The organism is Yersinia kristensenii (assembly GCF_900460525.1).
Taxonomy (GTDB): Bacteria; Pseudomonadota; Gammaproteobacteria; order Enterobacterales; family Enterobacteriaceae; genus Yersinia; species Yersinia kristensenii.
Window position 1 is genome coordinate 97,813 of record NZ_UHIY01000001.1, and the last position, 23,051, is coordinate 120,863.

A 23,051-nucleotide genomic window follows, 5' to 3' on the forward strand; every position below is an offset into this window, starting at 1 on the left:
ATCTTTCAAACTCTCTGGGTATAGCGCACTCGACGAATTATAAGTTGAATAACAAAATTATAAGTTGAATAACAAATAGTTATACACAAACAATTAGCATTATGAATCAGACTGTTTTAATGGCGATAGGTTCACCGGCCATTTTCTTTTTCAGAGTACGTTTAGTACGGTCGATGACTTCACCGGCCAATTGACCACATGCCGCATCAATATCATCACCACGCGTCTTACGAACAATTGTCGTAAACCCGTATTCCATCAATACTTTAGAGAAACGATCCACCCGGCTGTTGGAGCTACGGCCATAAGGTGCCCCCGGGAACGGGTTCCATGGAATCAAGTTAATCTTACACGGCGTATCTTTCAAACATTCCGCTAGCTGATGAGCTTGCTCGGTGCTGTCATTGATGTGATCCAGCATAACGTATTCAACCGTAACCCGCCCACCATTGGCATTTGATTTCGCCAAATAGCGGCGAACTGCGGCCAGGAAGGTTTCAATATTGTATTTACGGTTGATAGGCACAATTTCATCGCGGATATCGTCAGTAGGGGCATGCAACGAGATGGCCAAAGCCACATCAATCATATCGCCCAATTTATCCAGCGCAGGAACCACACCGGAAGTGGACAATGTCACACGACGTTTGGATAAACCGAAACCAAAATCGTCCATCATAATATCCATGGCCGGTACCACATTATTCAGGTTCAATAAGGGTTCACCCATGCCCATCATTACCACGTTAGTGATAGGGCGGATACCGGTTGCCTTTACTGCACCGATAATCTTGGCCGCACGCCACACCTGGCCGATGATTTCAGATACCCGTAAGTTACGGTTAAAACCTTGCTGTGCCGTTGAGCAGAATTTACATTCTAAAGCGCAACCCACCTGTGATGACACGCACAGGGTCGCGCGGTCCCCCTCAGGGATGTACACCGTCTCGACTTGTTGATCGCCAACTTTGATGGCCCATTTAATGGTGCCATCGGTTGAGCGCTGTTCTTCCGCCACTTCAGGTGCACGGATTTCTGCCACACGCTGTAACTTGGCGCGCAGCACTTTATTAATGTCGGTCATTTGCTCGAAATCGTCGTAGCAATAGTGATACATCCACTTCATGACCTGGTCGGCACGGAAAGGCTTCTCGCCCATCTCGGCAAAAAATTCGCGCATTTGCTGACGATTTAAATCCAGCAGATTAATTTTGCTGGTGGCTGATGCTGCGGTCACAACCGCGTTGTCAGACTGAGGAGCAGCATCAATTGGCGTTGATGCAGTTAATAATTGTTCAGACATGAGTTGTCGTGGCCTCGTTGTTACACTTTACGGCGCTGCGCTTTAAACCGGGTACGGCTTTCGAAACGGCGATGAATAAATAATAGAACGCCCCGGCGGAGTTGTCTCCACCGGGGCGCGGCATTGTACGAATTTTAAAGCAGGGATTCCATGATTGGAAAGGCGCACAAGCAACTTTATTGTTTCAGTTGATTAAATAGCGGCCATTTCTGCATCGAATCAATTAATTAGCTGCGGGGAAAAATTTCATCCGCAGCGAAGAAATAAGCAATTTCGCGCTGAGCTGATTCAACCGCATCAGAACCGTGTACGGCATTAGCAGTGAAGCTATCAGCAAAATCAGCACGCAGAGTACCCGCCAGCGCGTTATCAGGGTTAGTTGCGCCCATAATATCACGGTGGCGCTGAACGGCATTTTCACCTTCCAAAACCTGAACCATGATTGGGCCTGAGGTCATAAACTCAACCAAGCCATCGAAGAATGGGCGGCCTTTATGTTCAGCGTAAAAACCTTCTGCTTGTTCTTTGGTCAGATGCAGCATTTTTGCAGCAATGATTTTGAAACCAGCTCTTTCAAAACGCGCATAGATGGCACCGATATCATTATTGGCAACAGCATTGGGTTTGATAATGGAGAAAGTACGTTCTAAAGCCATGATAACCTCTATTGGATTTTTAATATTGACCGGACTCGGAATCCACCCCGATAAGTGCAGTAAATGAGCACATAAACTTGGCTGGCGGATGGTTCCTTTTACTACAAAATTATGCCGACCCTGTACAGTGGTCGCCGATTATATGTGTGTGGTTGGCGCTTGCATACGGGAATTACAACATTTTATTAAAAAATATTTATCTTAATTACTTATTTTTATGCACAACTCACATTTTACCTACAAACCTGTTTTCTCACCGCCACCCATTTAAAGGTAACATACTGGCGGCACAGGTAAATCTGGGATCAGAGCTCATCAATAAACTTAAATCCCACTTTCTTTTTGACAATTGCCGAAGGCTTACTGATAACGTCTGATATCAAAGCGCGTTTTCCTTTTTTACTCAAGTAATCAGCCAAAGCCCTGATCGCAGCAGTTCCTGCCCCTCTTATTGTGCCTTCTGCCTCGGGGTGTAATACATAATCCGGATGAGTCAGTGAACCCGCGATCCCAACATCAAACTCATTGATATCAATAGCCATTGTGATGCTAATTATCTGCCCGGACATGCGGACAATCACATAGATATAGTCATCACTGCTGGTTCGCAACCAACTTTGCGCAACATCACTAACGATGCGCGCAGCCTCAATCACTCCATCACCAGCCGTGACCGCATCATCAATTTCTCCCCCCCTACCGGCACTACTGCTAGCACCAGTATCAGCTACAACCTTATCATCCCCGCTAACCGGATCATCCCCATTTCCGCCTAATGCAGACACCGCCACAGGCGGTTTCTTAGCATGGCGATACACTCCTCGCCATTGGTTAATCACTGGTATGACGTTTTGCCGAGCAACCAGTGTGTCATCCGTCGTCCCACTAATAACCTCGATATCAAAATTTAATTCGGGATCTTCTACCCAGCTCCCCCCTCGGCGTATACGGGCCGGGGTCACGGTAAATTGAAAATTTGGCAGCGCTAATTCATAACGCCCCAAGGGTAACTCCTGTGTTACCGCTGGCGAATGGGCGCTATTGTCAACGTCATGGTGGAACAAATAATTGGCATAACTGAGCTGTGAAAAATCAAACGCCGTTTTGATGTGTAAAAAATCCGCAGCATTTTCAGCCAAATGCATCTGAACACTTTCGATCAAACGCGTTTCCACTGGGTTATTCGGTGGCCCATGACCGAGATCCCCCTCTTTAATAATACGTTCAATTATCCGGCCAAAATTTTCAGCATTCCAATGATCTACACTGTCACCAAACAGCAAAGTGAAATCAGTCAAAATACTTAATGTCCAATCAACACAATTCGGGATTAGATCACGCCGAATACGTAAATTAGGCAATAATTGTTCTTTCATCGGCACCTTGCAGGCTAATGCAGTCGCCGGTATGGCTAATGCTTTGCTCCACATATCAACATTTATATGTGTTAATGTTGTCTCAATGTCAGAAGCAATATCTGTAATGCTCGTTTCAAACTCCATAGTTTTATTAGTGTTTTTTTTCGGCAACGGCTTTGCAGAACCAGATATTTGTAATATTTTATTGTCGTTATTAGCAAAGAAAGCAACAGTATTATTTATAAACCTGTCGGCTTGATTGCAGTTACCTTGGACAACATAGTTATAAATACTAATGATAGGTATAAGCCAACAGGCAGCATTTCCAACAAAACTTCGTTCCTGTCGAGACAATACTTTCTCTGCTGCCAAGACGATTTTATTAATAATTAGAGGTGTGCTCCCATTAGTATTATTATCATTTTTAATAACTAATTTTATATTAGTAAACCCAACAGAAAATAAATCCCCAACCAAAGGTGATACATATATTGCTTTGCTCCCCACAGATTCAATAAACTGAACTTCAGAATAACCACCATTAAACCTAAATAGAAATGATAGTGTATCACTATGCTCATCTAATTCAAATATATAACTATTTTCTTGGTGAGCCTTATGCACCAACAATATCACCAGCCCCATAACCTTGATAAGGCCGCCATCAAAAAGTTCAAGGGCATAATTATCTTCGCCACTAAGACTAAAACTAATTAGCACCTCTTTATATTTAATTCTCTCATCTAACCAATAATCCCCAAACGCATGTCCTAGAGGAATAGAAACTGTGTCTTTTACAATACAATATTGGTCACAAGTAAAATACTCCTGTTGAGAAACCTTCATGCTGGTTATATTTTTATTCATACCAATTGCTTCTAAATCGCCAGCAGAAAAATCATTTGTTATTACATAATATTTCCCAGTAAAACTATCATGTTCATAAAGAGTTACTTGAGTATCCGGCGGTAGCTTTATAGAACTGATTCTGTCATTAAATATATTGACGACATGATATTTACGATCCGCAGGATCACTAGCATGATAAAGGTCTAAACTCTCATTACCGGACAAACAAAACGAGTCACCAGCAAATGCATCAAGTTCATAAAAACACGCGGCACTTCTGACCTTAAAAGAACTAATCTCATCATCTAAATTTGCCCAGCGCAGAGATGACAATGAATCCACACTATCTTTCAATGTTAATGTTCTGCCAGAAAAGTTAATATCTTTAAAAACAGAAACCACTAATCCATGAGGAACAGAAATTGACGATATACGATCATTCCACTTAAGAGGCATATCATTAATAGCATTACCCTCTGTAGTACAAAGAGATTCCCCTTGATAATTATCATCAACGAAAAAACAAATTTTAGGGTCATTAGAAAATGCATCAAAACTTAACATTGAAACTAACGGAAATAATATGAATGGAAATTTATTTCTTATCATACATCCTCCAATATTTCATTCATTATAATGAAATTGCATTATTTTATTATAGTAAATTTATTAACAAAATTAAGCGAATTATTAACCTAAAATTAAAGGCAATCATATAAAAACAACTTCAAACATATTACATTAAAATAAAGAAGGTCATTAATATGATTTTTATCACAAGCATATTATTTTCGTGAAATAGAAGAAATAGAAGAAATAGACTATCATTTAAAGTCATAAACATAATTGCTAATTTAATTTAAATACCAAATTACTCACCTGCCCACTCTCATCCAATACATTAAGTTGATAGCGGCCCGGAGTTGTAAGTGTTTGTACCCACGACTGATTATTCTCAGTCACCGCCACCTGCTCCCCATTGAGGAACCACCATCTTTGTCCACGCCCACCTTGTGCTTCTAAACGGAGATCGAGACGATTTTGGCCCGGCAATCGCTTTACAACCGCACCATCACGTATACCTAAAACCAACAAGGGTGCTGCCTCACTATCACCTTGTGGCGGACATTCACTGCTGGCTACGGGGAGTCTTTGGCTGCGGCGCTCTGCCAGCGGTAGCCAAGGTTCAAGCGGCAACGGCCAAAGTGTTAATTGTGCTGGCTTAGCACCAGGGCAATCTGCCGCAACTCGCTTGCCCTGGGGATTTAGCCATACACTGAGTTGGCTACCCTGCCTATTTTCCTGACCCGGTGCTGCCAAGGTTGGAGGCAAAGTACCATCCAGAATCCAGCTTTGCCGCCGCTGTCGGCAGTTGCTATCACCCGCAGCGAGCGGTTGCCCCCCTGGCCAGCAAATCTCTTCGCGGCTGACAGAAGACGGGCGGGGATCAAGAGGTAGCTGGCGACCATTTTGCTGTACCCCCGTCATCAGTAAATTATTGACCTGATTGAGAATAGGGATGGCAGTGGCGTAACCAAACTGCCCAGCGACCGGTGTGCCATCTGGCCGGCCGACCCACACGCCAATGGTATAACGCGCATTAATGCCAATTGCCCAAGCATCACGATAGCCATAGCTGGTGCCGGTTTTCCATGCCAGCGGCACAGTAGCAGGTAAAATATCATCCGGTAATGGCCGAGCTTCCCCCGCCATAATTCGCCGGGTAATCCATGCCGCGCCCGCTGAGAATAACCGCCGTTCCTGTACCTTCTGTTGGGGTTCGAACCGCAAACTAGCGGCCATTCCGCCTCGCGCAAAAGCACTGTACGCTGCAACCAACTGATCCAGCCGTGACCCCGTTCCTCCCAAAATCACCGCCAAACTGGGTTCACTGTGAAGAGGAAAACGTAAGTTCAAACCGCCATTACGCAAATTAGCTGTAAAACGTTTAGGGCCATAGGCTTCCAGTAATTGCACCGCCGGTAGATTTAATGAGCGCACCAATGCCTCGCTGGCACTCACCGGGCCGTGGAATCCGGTATCAAAATTACCGGGGCGATAATCACCAAAACGGCGCGGCACATCTTGCAACAGTGATTCTGCATGGATCAGGCCATCATCCAAGGCCATCGCATACAGAAATGGCTTGAGTGTTGACCCCGGCGAGCGCCAGGCGCTGACCATATCCACATGGCCGAAGCGGCGGTTGTCTTGAAAATCGACCGAGCCGAGGTAAGCACGCACTTTCATGTTGCTGTGGTCTACCACCAGCAACCCCAATGAAGTTTTCTCGGGGAGTTGGTGACGCCAACCTGCCGCCATATTTTCCAATTGCCGCTGTAAACCGGCATCTACTGTGGTTTGAATCACTTCCCGCTGATTGCCTGTCGTCAAGCGCCGAGCCAATAATGGCGCTAATTGCGGCACCTGACGTGGGGCTAGCCAGATATCTTCTTGTTTGATATCAGCCACTTGTTTAGCCGACCACACTTGATAATCCGCCAACCGACTTAATACTTTATCGCGTGCAGCTTTAGCCCGCAGCGGATAGCGATCTGGGCGCAAACGGCTTGGTGCTTGCGGCAACGCGGCCAATAATGCCGCTTCTGCGGGGGTTAATTCTGAGGGCGGTTTGCCCAAATAAGTCCAACTGGCGGCACCAATCCCCTGTAGCGTGCCGCCGAAAGGAGCACGATTAAGGTAAATTTCGAGAATTTGGTCTTTAGAAAAGTGCCATTCCAACTGAAAGGTTCGCCAAACTTGGCGCAGTTTACCGGCCAACGTGCGGGGATGTGGGTCGATTAAGCGGGCAACTTGCATAGATAGTGTGCTACCGCCGGAAAGAATCTTACCCGCCCGCACATCCTGCCAGGCCGCGCGGGCCAACGCCAAGGGGTTCACTCCGGGATGAGCATAAAACCAGCGGTCTTCAAAGGTCAGCAGCGCTTGCAAGTAATAAGGTGAAACCTGTTTTAGGGTGACCGGATAGCGCCACACCCCGTCAGCATCGGCAAAGCGCCATAACGGCGTACCATCTTCAGCGGTGACCACCCGCGCGACCTGTACTTCAGCCAGTGGAAGCGGCCAACGTTTATCCGCCAGCCACAATAGGGCCGGAAACAGCACAACAATAAGCGCCAGCAGCCAAAGTTTACGGCGATGACAGGAAAAGCCTATTTTTAGCATCAAGACGATTTAGCCTCCCCTTTTACCCGTAGTGGCAAAAGGGGAGTAAGTGTTTACTTAACTATTTCAAGCTGCGACACCGTGCTGCCCAGCGCTCGCCAGTCCGGAACATACATAGATTCCACCTGTGGCGCAGGCACCTGATAGACTCCCGGTGTAACCGCACGCGCCAGATAGAGCAAGGTGGTGTGGCGATATCCATCGACATTGACTGCGGCAACATAGCGGTCATCGCGGAATTCCTGATGCTTGATATCCGACTGCTGCATATCTTGCATCAACTCAGTCACACTGCTGGCGCTTTCCCCCAGGCTGGCGCTGCTGTCGCCCAAATTCTGGTTTTCCAGCTCCAAACCGGCAGGCAGCAAATCGACCACCAGCGCATCTGGCACCCGTTTATCAGCCCAGACATCTAAATGCACCAAAACCAACTCGCCACTTTTCAACTGTGATAAGCGCAACGGCTGACCATCAAGCCCAATATAACTGCGGGTGATATGCAAATTATTGCTGAATGGCGCGGGCGTTTGCTGCGGATATCCCACGATATCCACGCGGCTATACAGGGCAACATCGCCACGGTTTTGTAATTGCATTCCGCCTGCCAACTGCTGTGCCGACCAGTTTTGGTTCAATGCCGTGCTTTGCGTCAATGCCGCTACCGAGGCAATCGGCTCAACTTGCGGAGCTATCGCCATCTGCCACGGCGTTTCAGCGCCACTCATCAATGTGCGACCCGCGAGGAATACCGCATTGCTCTCCTGCGTGGACAAATAGTTGCGGCTGGTCAACGCATCAGACAGTGCCAACAGCCGCGTATCGCGTGCTTGTGGTTGCAGATTATTGTCCGTCAGCAATGCTAAAATCAGTGCATCATCGCGCAGTGAACTGCCGTAATCTTCCAGCCAGTAATCTTTATCACTGCGGCGGGTGTTCAGCCCTTGGGTAATCGCTTCTTTAGCCCGTGGCATATCCCCCATCAATTTCAGCGCCACACCCAGTTGCACCAACGGCAAACCAGAACGCGCATCATTGCTGTGGGTATATAATTGGCGCAAAGCGCCCAATGAGGCTTGCTGCTGCTGTGCCAATACCAAGCCAGCATAGGCCTGCACCGCAAAACGAGTATGTTTGGTTTGTTCGCTGTAGCGAATTTCAATTTGACTTGGGTCTTGTAAATAGCGCTGTAAACGATTATTCGCCGCCGTGAGCGCCGCCACCGGCACACTGTACCCTTGCTGACTAGCGCGATAGAGGAAGTCTGTGGCATAGGCCGTCAGCCAAAACTCTTCCGGGCTATCATTGCTCCACAAGCCAAAACCGCCGTTATAACGCTGCATACTGAGCAGATGCTCGATACCGACATCAATGCTTTGGCGTCGTTTTTCATCACTATCGGCCTTGATACCGAGCGCCGTCAATTGGGCATAATTGCTGTACAAAGAGGGATATAACCCGCTGACGGTTTGTTCCAGACAGCCATAAGGATAGGCATATAACTCACTGATATAACGCGCTAAATTCAGTGGCGGCCGGCTGCTTATCAGCAATTTCCCTTGTAGAGTTTCAGCGGCCAGCCCTGCGGTAGCCTCTGCGGGCAAACTCCAGCTATCACCGCTGTGTAGCACATTGGCGAAATGGCGAGTCTGAGCCGGATACGCGGGCCGCACTCCAATTTTCCAATGATGCTGGTAATCCGGCAGCTTCTCATTCGGTAAAACCATGCCAGTAATGGTCAGGCCGATATCACCCTGCCCAAAGCCATTCAAGGCCCGCACCGGGATCAGCACTGTTTTGCGCTCACCATTGGCCAACGAGATAGATTGGTTTTTCGCGCCATTAAGTGCCAGTAAATCGTTAGCGGCCCATTGGAGTGATAGCGTTTGCGGTTGGCCGGATAAATTACTCAAATCCAATGCCAGTTGGGTACTGTCCCCGCCCGCCAAGAAACGTGGAGTGGCGAGTTGGGCAATCAGTGGGGCCGCAACCACCACTTTGGCTTCCGCTTTACCGAAATCTTCTTCGCTCCAGGCTTGTGCCATCAAGCGCAGCTCGCCGTTAAAGTCAGGAATAGCCAGTTCGATGGTGCCCTCACCTTGGGCGTTTAATGTCACCGGCTGGGCTTGTTGCGCCACAATCGTAACTTCGGTGATTGGCTTTTTACCGCCGCGGGAGAGCGCATCTTCGTCATCACCATCCCCGCCAAAGCGCAAGCTCGCCAAGCGCCCCTGCCCTTCAATTAACTGCCCATAAACATCATATTGATCAGCACTGTAGCGTTTGCGGCCAAAGAAAGCGTCATAGGGATCGGGTGTGGCGTAATCCGTGATATTAAGAATTCCACTGTCAACCGCTGACAGCAATACTTGCACTTTTTCGGGCAACGGCGCACCGGTGCGGCTGGCTTTCACTTTGACCATCAAGGTTTGATTCGGACGAATACGCGCTGGTGATTCCAGCTCTAGCGCCAGTTTGCGGGTTTCATCCACCAACGGCAGATGCAGCAAACCAATAGCGCGTTTTGGGGTCGCCTGCTGTGACTTATCACCGGGGCGAATCACTGTCGCGCTAAAATACAGGTCATGACGATTCCACTGTGTGTTAATCGGCACTTCAACCTCAGCGCCCCCCGCCGGAATGGTCACTTCCTGCCACCATAATGGGCCGTCACTGGATTCCACCAGCAAATAGCCGTTACCAGCAGCCGGTGCTTCAATGTGTAATTTTACTTTTTCGCCCGGGCGATAAGCCGGTTTATCCAGTGTCAGTTTGACTTGATCAGGCCGAACCGCGCCACTGCCGCCGGTATTATCCTGCCAGCTATAACCGGCCCAGAAACGGGAGCTACTGACTAATTCATTATCTGGATTACTCACCTCAATCCGATATGCGCCCCACTCCACCGGGAAGCTGACTTTAGCGCTACCGTCGGCGGGAATATTCACCGACTGCTCTGCCAATGTCAGATCTTTTTTATCATACAATGACTGCCAGCCATCACTTTCCGACCACTGCCAATAGTAATCGCGGCGTTCACGCACCAGCTTTACCTTCAAGCCATTGGCCGCCAGTTTTTCACCCTCGGCATTGGCATAGACAATCTCGAAATCAGCGGTAGTGTCCTGATCGACCATAGCCTGTGATTTATAGCTGTCACTGCGGTAATCATAAACTTGCTGCTTATTGAACAAGGGGCGGATACCCGCTAGCGCATCGGCTGGCCATAATGCTTGCTCAGCGCGCCGTGTGACAGGCCGCCCGCCGGATTCCAGCAAACTGGCCTGTAAAATCAGTTTCAGCGGCGATTGCGCATTCTGCCAACTGTTATCGACTTCGATGTCAGCCTGACCATCACTGTCGAGTGTGGTATCAAACTCATCCAAGGTGCGCGAGAGATTTTCTTCAATAACTGACCCGAATTCAAAACCGGGTAATGATGCCACCGCTTCCCGCAGTGGGCGCAGGAATAATTGCCCTTGCAGCCGGTTACCGGATGCTGGAGCACCATAAAGATAGCGGCCAGTGATAGCAAAGCTGGCTTCGCTGTCGATGGCGATGGGTTCTTTACGGGTGGCAATCTCTAGTGCCATGCGCTCTGGCAGGAAATCTTCGACTTTAAATTTGTAGAGGCGCGGCTGGTTATCGCCCAAATTCATACGCAAAGACCATTCACCGGTGGGGCCGCCTTCCGGAATGGCGTATTGATATTGATACAAACCGTCTTGCGGCTGCCAAACAAAGCTGCGCACCACTTGGTTATCGGGCTTGAGAATATCGACTTTAACCGGCTGAGTGGTCAGTGGTTTACCATCAGCATCACGCAGTAACCCATTGACAATTAAGGTTTCTCCCGGGCGGTACAGGTCTCGCGGGCCAAAAGCAAAAAACTGCTTCTGGAAACCTTCCGGCCCGGCGATATCAAACTCAGCCAGATCCAGCGCCGGTGTGTTGAGATCAATCAAGCTGGTTTGGCCGTTTTGCGAAGCCAGCAGCAATTTCGCCTTGGCATTCTTTTCCAACTGCGCATGGCCCTGACTGTCAGTTTCAGCCTGTGCCAGCACTTGGCCTTTTTCATCCAGCAATTGCAGCAGCACCCCTTTCAAGGCTGCCCCACCAGCTAATGCTTGGGTAAAAACATCCATCCGGTCGTGGTAACTGTGTAACGAAACACCTATATCACTCAGGGTAAATAAGGTGGCGGCATTGGTGTAGCTATAACGCCCGGCTTGTTGCATCACAGCCAGATAGACACCAGATTCTTGCAACGGCTTAATATCGGCTAAGGGGAGTAATAGTTTTTCGCGAGTATTGGCGACAGGATTGAGATCAAAACGGCCGGTATACACCAGATCAGCCATTTTCAGTAATTCGTCCGATTCCCAATTTGACAGTGCGCTGCGGTATTGCCAGTTCGCCAGGAAATTAGCCAGGCTGCTTTGCTTAATACGGAAAAAGTTAACATCAATGCTATCAACATTGAGCGCCATCACCGGCAAGCCCTGTGCCAATTTACCCGGCAATAAAGAACCTTTACTGGCAAATCCGACACTCGGTTTGATATCGCGGGTAGTGAGTTGCTGCTGCTGTTGTTTACCCAGTTGGGCTCCCCCAATCCCTCGCAAAGTGCTATCAATGGTCAGCAGTAATTTACGTTCAGGTTTAAGATGACGTAACCGCAGCTCCATCAGATTGTCGGATAACTCCCAGGCACCGTCGATTTTACCGCTAACGGTATCAACCAGATGCACATGAGAGGAAAAGTCTTGTTTGGGATCCAATGGTTGCGAGAAAGTCAGCACCATGGCACTGGCACCATCGAGTTGTAGTTCAGAGGCATCCAGTAAAGTTAGCGGCTGACCCGCATGCTGTTTTGTTAGCTCCGCCAACTTGTTTGCATCGTCTATTTTGCTCACCGTTGCTTCGGCTGCAGGTTCACTGGTCTGTGTCGTGGCTGGGGCAGCTGGAGCGGCAACATCCTTATTTTTACTCTCATCATCACAGCCCGCTAATAACAGCACGCTACTTAACAAAACGGCACTGACCAAGAGAGCCATCTGGCGCCCTTTTATTCTCGACATTAACCGATGCAAACCGTTGTGATTCATATCTCTCTCCCTGGTTGATGGCAAGATTATAGCATTCACCTGAAAGGGAATATAGGGAGTGAGTGAGCCGGACTATTCTTGCCAAATTGAACGTTATGTTACGCCGTAAAATTTAAAATTTCATATGTACAGCATGCTTACTTTATATTTAATGTTTTTTTAAAAAAATTTTAAACAAATATCCCACAATAATATAAAAACCATAATAACCAATTAATTTTTACATTAAAAACAGCTTGATACAACAATTAAGATCGCTAAAAAAACCACCCAAAAAACAAAGTTAATATTAAAACCAAAATTAATATTTTAATAAATAGGAAAATAACCTCCCCATGAATATATTGCCCTCATATTTTTACCATTAACCCTACTGGGTGGCTATTTATTAAATGGTAACTTTTAAATAGGAAATTATAAAATCATGAGTCATCGCAATATATTAAATACGCGTTTATTACCTTTATCGATATTGATCTCTTCGTTGGTATCGAGTGGGGCGATAGCCGCATCAACAACCGCTGATACCCTGGATAAGCTTCAGGATTATCGAAATCAAGGTGTGATTACCCCAGAACAAAAAGAAAAACTGGCAATCAACTTCGCCGATAAAAAAGCCAAATTAGATACGCAAGTAGCGGCTAAACAGGCACAGGAAGCAGCAAAGCAAGCAAACACTAAGGCAAAATCGAACGAGTTTCTTCTCGGTGTTAAATCAAGCGTTCTTGATACACTCGCTACAAAAACAGAAAAAGCGAAAACTAAAGCTGAAGATGAGTTAACAAAACTTAATAAAGAAAAAGCGGCGGCGATTACAGCGGTAGATCAAAATTGGGATGTAAATACGTTAAATCTCGCAAAAGAGTTACAGGATCTGATTAATACCTCAACGACTCCCGCGTTAAAAATAGCGGAAGCTAAAGCAGCCCAACAGGCTATCGCAGAAGCAGAAGCTGCAGATCAGTTAGTTCAGGATGCGACTACTGCACACACAGCAGCCGAAAATGCCGCCCAAAACACAGCCACTCAGTATAATGCTGCCCAACAGCATAAACTTGACGTAAATGCCGAACTGGCAACCAAAACAACCGAAATGAATAATGCAGTAGCAGCGCTCGCTAAGTTAGATAAAGCGACGGATCCTACTATTGATATGCCGGTATTTGAGCAAATCATTGGCAAAAGTGAACAGCAAACAGTCGCAGCAAACACTCTTGCATTTGCCACTCACGTGGCAGGCGGGGTGCAAAATGTGGAAAAAGGCGGCCAGATCCTTGATAGCATTATTAGCGAAGATGGCACCATAAACCTAGCTGCTGGCGCACTGGCGAATAGCACGGTTATCAACAAAGGTATCATTAATAACAATGGCGGGACTGATCACAATTCAGTCATCCATGATGGTGGCAAACTGATACTAACAGGGACAAAGACACAAGATGCAAATGGCAAGGATGTCATAAACGCCGCTAAATCCTACGACGCGAAAATCCTTGAAGGCGGTATTGCAACGGTTGGCAAATTTGCCGAAATTCATAAACTTAGCAGCACAAAAGGGACGGTGGAGCTGCAAGAGGGTGCCAAAGCCTCTAAAACCACTATTGATGGTGGCACGCTGACTATCGAAAAAGGGGCTAACTCGCAACATACTTCACTGAATGGAGCCAATCTGGAGTTGATCGAGGGAGCAACGGCTGATAGCACTAAAGTCGGTGAAGACGCGGTATTTACTTTAAAGGCTAATGCTAAAACCAGCGGAACTGAGGTGCGTGCTGACAATAGTGAGTTTACCTTGGAAAAAGGTTCGTCAGCCTTTTTAACTCATGTGCTCAATGGCACGATGACCGTTAATGACGGTGCCAGTGCGGATGAAGTCAATGTATCTGGTGAAGGTACACTGATTCTCAAATCTGGTGCCACAGTCGAAAACGCTCATATATCTAATAGAGCTACCACATTTACCCTCGAAAGTGGTGCCACAGCCACTGACACTCTGCTGGACTTTGCCGAATTAGAGTTGGTAAAAGGTGCAACAGCGGATGCGACCAAACTGACGTCAGGTTCAGTCTTTACCCTGCAAGAGGGTGCAAAAACTAAAGATACCGTTGTCAGTCACAGCCAGTTTTTTGTTAATGACAGTGCAACGGCCAGCAGCACCACCTTGAATTCCGGCGACTTTATTGTTGATGGCGCAGCCAATAACACCACCGTGACAGGCGGCAAATTTGCGCTGAATAAAGGTGCGACAGCCAACACTACCACCTTGAATTCCGGCGACTTTATTGTTGATGGCGCAGCCAAAGACACCACCGTTAAAGGCGGCAAATTCGCGCTGAATAAAGGTGCCACAGCCAACACGACCACCTTGAATTCCGGCGACTTTATTGTTGATGGCGCAGCCAATAACACCACCGTGACAGGCGGCAAATTTGCGCTGAATAAAGGTGCAACAGCCAACACGACCACCTTAAATGGCGGCGGCTTTATTGTTGATGGCGCAGCCAATAACACCACCGTTAAAGGCGGCAAATTCGCGCTGAATCAAGGTGCCACAGCCAACAAGACCACCTTAAATGGCGGCGACTTTATTGTTGATGGCGCAGCCAATAACACCACCGTGACAGGCGGCAAATTTGCGCTGAATAAAGGTGCAACAGCCAACACGACTACCTTACATGGCGGCGACTTTATTGTTGATGGCGCAGCCAATAACACCACCGTGACAGGCGGCAAATTTGCGCTGAATAAAGGTGCGACAGCCAACACGACCACCTTGAATTCCGGCGACTTTATTGTTGATGGCGCAGCCAATAACACCACCGTGACAGGCGGCAAATTTGCGCTGAATAAAGGTGCGACAGCCAACACTACCACCTTGAATTCCGGCGACTTTATTGTTGATGGCGCAGCCAAAGACACCACCGTTAAAGGCGGCAAATTTGCGCTGAATAAAGGTGCCACAGCCAACAAGACCACCTTGAATGAGGGTGAATTCACCGTAAAAGCAGGTGCGAAAGCCACAGCAACAACAATCAATGGCGGCACATTTGATGTTCAAGAGGGTGCTGCTATCGAAGATACCCTGTTCAATACAGTTGATTTCACACTGGTTGACAAGGCAACTGCCAATAACACCACCGTTAACGGCAGCAAATTGACGATTAATAAAGGTGCCATTGCTAACAATAGTCTGGTCAAAGGCGGTAAATTTGATCTGATGGCGCGTGCACAAGCGCATAAGCTGGTAGTTGAAAATGGCCGTGCCTTGATTTCAGGTCATTTAGTGAATGCCGCATTCACTGGCAGCACCGTCATTTTTGATAGAACCGCAAACATTAGCGGCACTATTGATGCCAATAAAGACAGTATTCTCAGCGTGCAGGGTGGCGCAACCACCCAAAATGCAGACCTGAACTTAGCCGGTAATATGCAGTTGTTCTCCGCAGATGCACCACTCACCGCGGTGCGCACGGCTTCCCGCGCTGCTTTTGCTGGTAACAACGGCAAGCCAGCACAATTCGCCTTTAAAAATGTGAAATTGGCGGGTGGTAATATTGATATGAGCCGGTCTGCGGCTCAACTGACTATGGCATCGCTGGCGGGTGACGGTAGTTTTAATCTGGGTTCAACACTGGTTAATCATACCAGCGCACCATTGAATATCACGGGTAGTGCCGATGGGGCTTTTTCCATTAAGATAAACACCAGTGGCGTGGCCCCAGCGAATCTGAATGTTATTGATGTAAAAGGGAAAAATACTGCCCGCTTCGTCCTGGCTAATGGGCCGGTAGACTTAGGTAACTATAAACACTCACTGGTCAGTGATGGTAAAGGCGGCTTCAAACTGGTCGCAGATAAAACGAAATTGACGTCAAATACGGCGGGTATTTTAGCCGTCGCCAATACCATGCCCGTTATCTTTAACGCCGAATTAAGCTCAATTCACAATCGCTTAGATAAACAAAGTTCAGCAACCAACGAAAGTGGGGTGTGGTTAACTTACCTGAATGACAGTTACGACGTGAAAGGCACCGCAACCAACTTCAATCAGAAGTTAAGTGGCATGACTTTAGGTGGCGATAAAGCCATTGAGTTGGGTGATGCCGTGTTCAGTGTGGGTAGCTTCGCCAGCCATACTAGCGCCAATATCAAATCTGATTACCAGAGCAGCGGCAGTGTGGAAAGCAACTCATTGGGCGCTTACGTCCAATATTTGGCAAACAGCGGCTATTACCTGAATGGTGTGTTCAAAACCAACCAGTTTAAACAGAACCTCAGTGTGACATCACAAGCTAATAACGCGACTGGAGCAGCTAACTTCTCCGGCATGGGGCTGGCAGTAAAAGCGGGTAAACATATCAATATTGATGCGATGTATGTTTCCCCTTATGTGGCCTTGAACACCTTCAGCTCGGGTAAAAGCCAATATAAATTGTCTAACGGCATGGAGGCGCAGAACCAAGGTTCACGTACGACAACCGGCACTCTGGGCATGAACACGGGTTATCGCTTTGTGTTGAATAGCGGCGCAGAAATAAGGCCTTATGCAATTTTCTCGGTAGACCATGACTTGATGGCAAGTAACAAGGTGATGATTAACAACGAGATGTTTGATAATAGCCTGAAAGGGACTCGTGCTAACGCCGGTGTGGGTATCAATGTAAACCTGACGTCTAACCTGTCTATCGGCTCAGAAGTTAAAGTTTCTAAAGGTAAAAACATTACCACCCCAATGACTATTAATATGGGCGTTGCTTATACCTTCTAAATTACACAGTAATTTCTTCATGTAGCAATGATGATTATGTGTCATAAAAAGGGAGCCAAATTGGCTCCCTTTTCTCATTAATGGCTAGTCGAAGGAATGATATTTCTCAGCCAACTGCCCCATCTGCGCTGGTAAAATGCTTGGGTGTGCGTCATCAGGTAATGACTGACTCCCCGCTCTTTCTCATTCACTACGCAAAAATCTACCGGGCCATCATCCGGTGCATGGTCACTGGCCACATTACCGGCCTCTTGAATCAGTTGGTCAATCTCATCATCTGTACCATCCACTTCCAGCCCAACCAATAAGTTAGGTTTATCATCCACACTCTTATCATGCATCAGTGCCAAGAAAGCACGCCGCACGGGTTTGCGCTGGCTAAACAGCTGGATCAGGGCATCCACCATCGCCGCAGGATATTCTTCCGGCTGCCCCAACAGGATTTGGCTCTCTTTATCCACCACCATTTCAGCTGGTTGGGCTAAACCGCCATTTTCCAGTAGCATCGCCACTTCTTGCGGCCAAAACTCTTTACCGTGCTCTGATTTTGGGTTCAAAAACAGATGTGCGCCCTGGGTCATTTCGAATAACACCCGCACTGGCATGGCGATAAAAGGTTGTTTTGGGTGATTAACTGACAGTTTTTCACTGTCACTCGGTTGATCTTCGGCAATATCTAGCGCCTGCTGGAGCACCTCTACCGAGGTAAAGAAAGGAATGACTGATTCACCATCCTGCTTTTCCCAATGAAGAATATTCACCCCATCGCCTGTTGTGAAGGTCATCTCACCCTCTTCATCGCCCTGCTCTGCCCCGTCCACCAGCACCAAAACCGTGGCATCCAACAGTGTGCGGAAAAAGGCAGTGCGATGAATTGATTCCGTCGCCGCCAGTTTTAGCAAAGACTCCAGATTTTGGTCTTCATCATGATGGTGACTTACGTGGCTATCAGCAGCAGGGGGTTGTGGCAAACTCATCTTGTACTCCGAAAAACGTCAAGCAGATCGAACAAAGGGACGTAAATGCGCCCCATTGGTAGCTTACAAAGCCAAATAAAGGGGAAGTGCACCATTCGGGTCGTAGCGGCGTGAGCCGCCGGAGTGCCCGTAGGTGTGCTAGCCCCTTAATTCACCTAACTTACTGTTTTGCTTTCGCCAACAGTAAGTTAGCAATAGTACGAACTCCCAGACCTGTAGCACCAGCCGACCATTGCTCAACCGCACCTTTACGGTAAGTCGCGGAGCAGTCAATGTGCAGCCAACCTTGCTGATAGTCTTTCACGAAATGCGATAAAAATGCTGCGGCGGTGCTGGCACCCGCACTGTAGGCTGCCCCCGCGACATTATTCAATTCAGCAAAGTTGGATGGCAGTTGGCTGCGATGGAATTCAGCTAACGGCAAGCGCCAGAAAGGCTCGTGCTCACTTTGCGCGCTGCTCAACAACTCTTGTGCCAATTCATCATCAAAACTAAATAGCGCGTGGTAATCATTACCCAACGCGGTTTTTGCCGCACCGGTCAAAGTGGCAGCATCAATAATCAGCGGTGCATTCTGCTCAGAAGCATCAATCAGACCATCAGCCAATACTAAGCGCCCTTCAGCATCAGTGTTCATGATTTCGACGGTTTTGCCATTGCGATAGCGAATGATATCACCCAGCTTAAAGGCATTACCGCTAACCATATTATCCGCGCAACACAAATACAGTTTTACTCGTTCTTTCAAGCCACGAGCTGCTGCTAATGCCAATGCGCCCGTGACTGTCGCCGCACCGCCCATATCGGACTTCATAGAATCCATAAATGCGCTCTGTTTCAGGCTGTAACCACCTGAATCAAAAGTAATACCTTTGCCAACCAAACACGCCATAACTGGCGCATCTGGGTTACCGGTTGGGTTATAGTCCAAAGCCAGCAATACCGGCGCACGATCAGAGCCACGGCCCACGGTGTAAATCCCGGCATAACCCTGCTCGCGCAGATCTTCACCTTTGGTAATACGGTAGCTGACAGCATCACATGATACTGCGCACAGCAAATCAATCGCGTTTTTAGCCAGTTGTTCTGGCCCTAAATCTTCTGCTGGTGCATTAATAGTATCGCGCACCCAGTCAATAATTTTTAACCGTTGTTTCAGCTCGGTTTTTTCGTTCTCTGGCAGCTCTGCCCACTCCACACTGCGCTGACCTTTTGGCCCACGGAAACCTTGCCAGAATGCCCAGCTTTGTTCCAGACCCCAGCCCTCACCGGCCAGTTTTACCTGTTTGATACCTTGCCCATCTATTTTGCGAGCGGCACGTTGAATGGTACCCAATTCATTTTTTCCCGTCAGGTGGATAGTCATCCCCTCGGCATCGGTACTCAACTGGGCTTTCTCTCCCCAACGGGCGTCGGCTGGGTGATTTGATAAGGTTACTTGCATCATTTCTGTTGTCATGAACTACCTCTTCATTATTATTTTTTGCTGTTATTCAGCTGCTTATACGCGGCCCTGTGTTAGCCACGGCGGATCAAAACGTTCTACTCTAAAAAATACTGTCTGCTATACAGTAACAGATAGAAAAAAGGGCCGCTCGTGCGACCCTCAGGTATTTATTCAAACTCATCTAACCAGACCAGCAGGATGGCTTCCAGCACTTTTTCGTTTGATCCCTGCGGATCGTCATCGAAATCCTCTAAGTCACAGATCCATTGGTGCATATCGGTAAAACGCACTGTTTTCGGATCTGTATCCGGGAATTGGTCGTAAAGCGCTTCGCCTATCGCGCGAGTATCTTGCCACGTTAAACTCATATCAATGTTCTCGCTTATGATTAATGTTCACGCGCATGGTTAATGGTATAACGCGGGATCTCGACCACCAGATCTTCATCCGTCACTGTCGCCTGACAGCTCAGACGGCTTTCCGGCTCCAGGCCCCAAGCTTTATCCAACATATCATCTTCCAGCTCACTGCTTTCCGGCAGCGAATCAAACCCTTCGCGCACGATACAGTGACAAGTGGTGCACGCGCAGGATTTCTCACAGGCATGCTCGATGTCGATTCCATTGCGTAAGGCGACATCCAGTATGGTCTCACCTTGGATTGCTTCCAGTACTGCACCATCCGGGCAAAGGTCTTTATGGGGCAGAAATACTATTTTGGGCATGATTAAACCTCATCCACTGAATGGCCAGCCAAAGCACGGCGAATAGAAGCATCCATCCGGCGCGCGGCAAAATCTTGCGTTTGTGCATCTAACGCTTTTATCGCAGCTTCGATTGCGTGTGGGTCAGTGCCCTGCATCTGCTGCTGTAATGCCGCCATCGCCTGAGCGATAGCAGTACTTTCTTGCTCACTGAGTAGCGCTGCGTCTTGTGCCAATGCGCCTTGTAGACTTTCCAGCACACGGGAGGCTTCGACCTGTTGTTCCGCCAGCTGACGTGCGCCAATATCGCTGTGCGCGTTCGCCATCGAATCTTTAATCATATTGGCAATTTCATCATCGGACAGCCCATAAGAGGGCTTCACCTGAATCGAGGCCTCCACGCCGGTGGATTTCTCCATCGCCGTGACGCTCAATAACCCATCCGCATCAACCTGGAAAGTCACACGAATATGCGCGCCCCCCGCTGGCAGCGGAGGTAAGCCACGTAAAGTGAAACGGGCTAGTGAGCGGCAATCTTGTACCAGTTCGCGTTCACCTTGCAGCACGTGAATCATCATCCCGCTCTGACCATCTTTAAAGGTGGTGAACTCTTGCGCGCGGGCGACCGGAATGGTGGTATTGCGCGGAATGATTTTCTCCACTAAACCGCCCATGGTTTCCAACCCTAATGACAGCGGAATAACATCAAGCAGCAGCATGTCACTGTCGGGTTTATTCCCCACCAGAATATCTGCTTGAATCGCCGCGCCAATGGCGACCACTTTATCGGGATCAATCGAGGTCAGTGGCGTGCGGCCAAAGAATTGCCCAACCTGCTCGCGCACCAAGGGCACACGGGTCGAACCACCGACCATCACCACTTCCAGCACTTCATCAGCCGTGACGCCCGCATCTTTTAACGCACGGCGACAGGCCATTAATGTACGTTTAACTAATGATGCTATCAGGGATTCAAACTGCTGACGGGTAATTTGCCCTTGCCAACCCGCCACGGAGACATCAGCAACTTCCGCATCACTCAAGGCAATCTTAGCCGCGATGGCTGCATCTAATAATTGCCGCTGGACACCATGGTCATCACGGGAATCAATACCAGCTTGCTCACGCAGCCAATCCGCTAATAGGTGATCAAAGTCATCCCCCCCCAGCGCGGAGTCGCCGCCAGTGGCCAGCACTTCAAATACACCACGGCTCAAGCGCAATATAGAGATATCAAATGTCCCGCCGCCCAAATCGTAAACGGCGATCACCCCTTCCTGACCTGAATCCAGACCATAGGCGATAGCTGCAGCGGTCGGCTCATTAAGCAAACGCAGCACATGCAACCCCGACAGACGGGCTGCATCTTTAGTCCCCTGGCGCTGAGCATCATCAAAATAAGCTGGGACAGTAATGACTACGCCGTCCAATTCCCCTTCCAAGGCCACCTGTGCCCGTTGCGCCAATGCTTTAAGAATATCTGCAGATACTTGCACCGGATTAACCAACCCGCTCGCAGTCTGGATCATCGGCAAACCATTTTCACTGGATTGGAATTGGTATGGCAGATTAGGGTAGCGCTGCACAATATCAGCCAAAGAGCGGCCCATCATGCGTTTAACTGAACTGATCGTATTGACCGGATCCAATGCCGCTAAATGGCGCGCATTCCAGCCAACATCAATACCATTTTGTTGATAGTGAACCACTGAGGGCAAAAGATCCCGCAGCTGTTCATCCGCCAGCGTTTGCGCTTTACCGCTGCGCACTGTGGCGACCAATGAATTGGTGGTACCTAAATCTATCCCTGCTGCCAACCGACGTTGATGCGGCGCAGCAGTTAAACCAGGCTCACTAATTTGTAATAAGGCCATATTGAGCTTCCATCAATCTATACTCGTCATACTTCAAGCTACATATGCGTTGGCTGTTTTCGTTACTCGGCCGATTCATGGGCCCCGCCTCGTTGAGGCCGCTTTCCTGCAACTCGAATGATGTAGAGTATATAAAACGTTAGTGACGCGCCCTGATAAGAAGTAGCTGGGCATTGCAGTCATCAATAAATTGTTTTTTATTTATTTTTATCAATTAGATACAATTTCGTTTGCTTCATTACGTTCTTAAGCAAAGTCATCAAACAGGCGTTCTTCTAACTGTTCAACCTGCTGTCTTAATTTATCCAGAAAACGTAATTTTCGAACCGTATCAGCGGCTTGTTCCCACTGTTGCCTACCCAATTGCTCAACCATCAACTGGCTGCGTGTTTTCGTCATCAGTGCCAAACGGTGGCTGAATGCAGCGAGTTCCGTCTCAGCATCTGGGTTGCGTTCGATAGCATCAAGCTCTTCCCGCAACTCCAATTGCTCCATCAGAAACGCGGTATCGCGCATAGTATGCTGTTCGTTGCCTAAATCAAAACCCTGCAAAGATAGCATATACTCAGCCCGTTTTAACGGGTGCTTGAGGGTTTGGTAGGCATCATTAATGGTCGCGGCTTGTTGCAATGAGGCCAGACGCTCGCGTTCAGGCTGATTTGCAAAACGGTCAGGGTGGAATTGGCGTTGCAATTCTTGATAGCGGGTCGTGAGTTGGTTGCCGTCAATCAGGTACCGAGCCGGCAGCCCAAATAATGTGAAGTAATCCATAGCATGCTCTGGGGTTATCCCCTTAGTCCTTGAAATTGCATGGCCGTTAGCTGC

12 protein-coding genes are annotated in these 23,051 nt (G+C 48.1%); 1 reads left to right on the forward strand and 11 read right to left on the reverse strand.

The annotated features are described in order from the left end of the window. Positions 1-106: 106 nt before the first annotated feature. The 5 genes from rlmN to DX162_RS00460 form a co-directional block, all read right to left on the reverse strand. The gene (gene rlmN, locus DX162_RS00440; protein ID WP_004391225.1) at positions 107-1,303 is read right to left on the reverse strand and encodes a dual-specificity RNA methyltransferase RlmN; all 1,197 of its coding nucleotides are present in this window, start codon (positions 1,301-1,303) and stop codon (positions 107-109) included. Between the two features lie 227 nt (positions 1,304-1,530). Beyond that, entirely contained in the window at positions 1,531-1,959 is a 429-nt protein-coding gene (gene ndk, locus DX162_RS00445; RefSeq protein ID WP_004391224.1) for a nucleoside-diphosphate kinase, read from the reverse strand. Positions 1,960-2,264: 305 nt separating this feature from the next. After that, positions 2,265-4,775 carry a peptidase inhibitor family I36 protein gene (locus tag DX162_RS00450; protein ID WP_032820129.1) on the reverse strand — a complete coding sequence of 837 codons (2,511 nt, stop codon included), beginning with the start codon at positions 4,773-4,775 and terminating at the stop codon, positions 2,265-2,267. Between the two features lie 240 nt (positions 4,776-5,015). Next, positions 5,016-7,352: a peptidoglycan glycosyltransferase PbpC gene (gene pbpC, locus DX162_RS00455; protein WP_004391222.1), complete on the reverse strand. Its 2,337-nt coding sequence runs from the start codon at positions 7,350-7,352 to the stop codon at positions 5,016-5,018. A 53-nt stretch (positions 7,353-7,405) separates the two neighbouring features. Beyond that, entirely contained in the window at positions 7,406-12,457 is a 5,052-nt protein-coding gene (locus DX162_RS00460) for an alpha-2-macroglobulin family protein (RefSeq protein ID WP_032820128.1), read from the reverse strand. Between the two features lie 424 nt (positions 12,458-12,881). Here DX162_RS00460 and DX162_RS00465 point away from each other — a divergent pair, with 424 nt between their 5' ends. Beyond that, positions 12,882-17,225, forward strand: coding sequence for an autotransporter outer membrane beta-barrel domain-containing protein (locus DX162_RS00465; protein ID WP_227744187.1), 4,344 nt, complete (start codon positions 12,882-12,884; stop codon positions 17,223-17,225). A gap of 77 nt (positions 17,226-17,302) precedes the next feature. Here DX162_RS00465 and sseB read toward each other — a convergent pair whose 3' ends face one another. The 6 genes from sseB to hscB form a co-directional block, all read right to left on the reverse strand. Continuing rightward, positions 17,303-18,202 carry an enhanced serine sensitivity protein SseB gene (gene sseB / locus DX162_RS00470; RefSeq protein WP_004393574.1) on the reverse strand — a complete coding sequence of 300 codons (900 nt, stop codon included), beginning with the start codon at positions 18,200-18,202 and terminating at the stop codon, positions 17,303-17,305. A gap of 160 nt (positions 18,203-18,362) precedes the next feature. Next, positions 18,363-19,661, reverse strand: coding sequence for an aminopeptidase PepB (gene pepB / locus DX162_RS00475; protein ID WP_004393575.1), 1,299 nt, complete (start codon positions 19,659-19,661; stop codon positions 18,363-18,365). 155 nt (positions 19,662-19,816) lie between these two features. After that, the gene (iscX, locus tag DX162_RS00480) at positions 19,817-20,017 is read right to left on the reverse strand and encodes a Fe-S cluster assembly protein IscX (RefSeq protein WP_004393576.1); all 201 of its coding nucleotides are present in this window, start codon (positions 20,015-20,017) and stop codon (positions 19,817-19,819) included. 20 nt (positions 20,018-20,037) lie between these two features. Next, entirely contained in the window at positions 20,038-20,373 is a 336-nt protein-coding gene (gene fdx / locus DX162_RS00485; protein WP_032821288.1) for an ISC system 2Fe-2S type ferredoxin, read from the reverse strand. 2 nt (positions 20,374-20,375) lie between these two features. Continuing rightward, entirely contained in the window at positions 20,376-22,226 is a 1,851-nt protein-coding gene (gene hscA / locus DX162_RS00490) for a Fe-S protein assembly chaperone HscA (RefSeq protein WP_004393578.1), read from the reverse strand. 246 nt (positions 22,227-22,472) lie between these two features. After that, on the reverse strand, positions 22,473-22,997 hold the full coding sequence (gene hscB / locus DX162_RS00495) for a co-chaperone HscB (protein WP_032821290.1): 525 nt from the start codon (positions 22,995-22,997) through the stop codon (positions 22,473-22,475). Positions 22,998-23,051 lie beyond the last annotated feature (54 nt).

Excerpts from the sequence above, each read along its gene's own strand:
- rlmN (WP_004391225.1), bottom strand. The coding sequence starts at position 1,303 with ATGTCTGAACAATTATTAACTGCATCAACGCCAATTGATGCTGCTCCT.
- ndk (WP_004391224.1), bottom strand. The coding sequence starts at position 1,959 with ATGGCTTTAGAACGTACTTTCTCCATTATCAAACCCAATGCTGTTGCC.
- DX162_RS00450 (WP_032820129.1), bottom strand. The coding sequence starts at position 4,775 with ATGATAAGAAATAAATTTCCATTCATATTATTTCCGTTAGTTTCAATG.
- pbpC (WP_004391222.1), bottom strand. The coding sequence starts at position 7,352 with ATGCTAAAAATAGGCTTTTCCTGTCATCGCCGTAAACTTTGGCTGCTG.
- DX162_RS00460 (WP_032820128.1), bottom strand. The coding sequence starts at position 12,457 with ATGAATCACAACGGTTTGCATCGGTTAATGTCGAGAATAAAAGGGCGC.
- DX162_RS00465 (WP_227744187.1), top strand. The coding sequence starts at position 12,882 with ATGAGTCATCGCAATATATTAAATACGCGTTTATTACCTTTATCGATA.
- sseB (WP_004393574.1), bottom strand. The coding sequence starts at position 18,202 with ATGAGTTTGCCACAACCCCCTGCTGCTGATAGCCACGTAAGTCACCAT.
- pepB (WP_004393575.1), bottom strand. The coding sequence starts at position 19,661 with ATGACAACAGAAATGATGCAAGTAACCTTATCAAATCACCCAGCCGAC.
- iscX (WP_004393576.1), bottom strand. The coding sequence starts at position 20,017 with ATGAGTTTAACGTGGCAAGATACTCGCGCGATAGGCGAAGCGCTTTAC.
- fdx (WP_032821288.1), bottom strand. The coding sequence starts at position 20,373 with ATGCCCAAAATAGTATTTCTGCCCCATAAAGACCTTTGCCCGGATGGT.
- hscA (WP_004393578.1), bottom strand. The coding sequence starts at position 22,226 with ATGGCCTTATTACAAATTAGTGAGCCTGGTTTAACTGCTGCGCCGCAT.
- hscB (WP_032821290.1), bottom strand. The coding sequence starts at position 22,997 with ATGGATTACTTCACATTATTTGGGCTGCCGGCTCGGTACCTGATTGAC.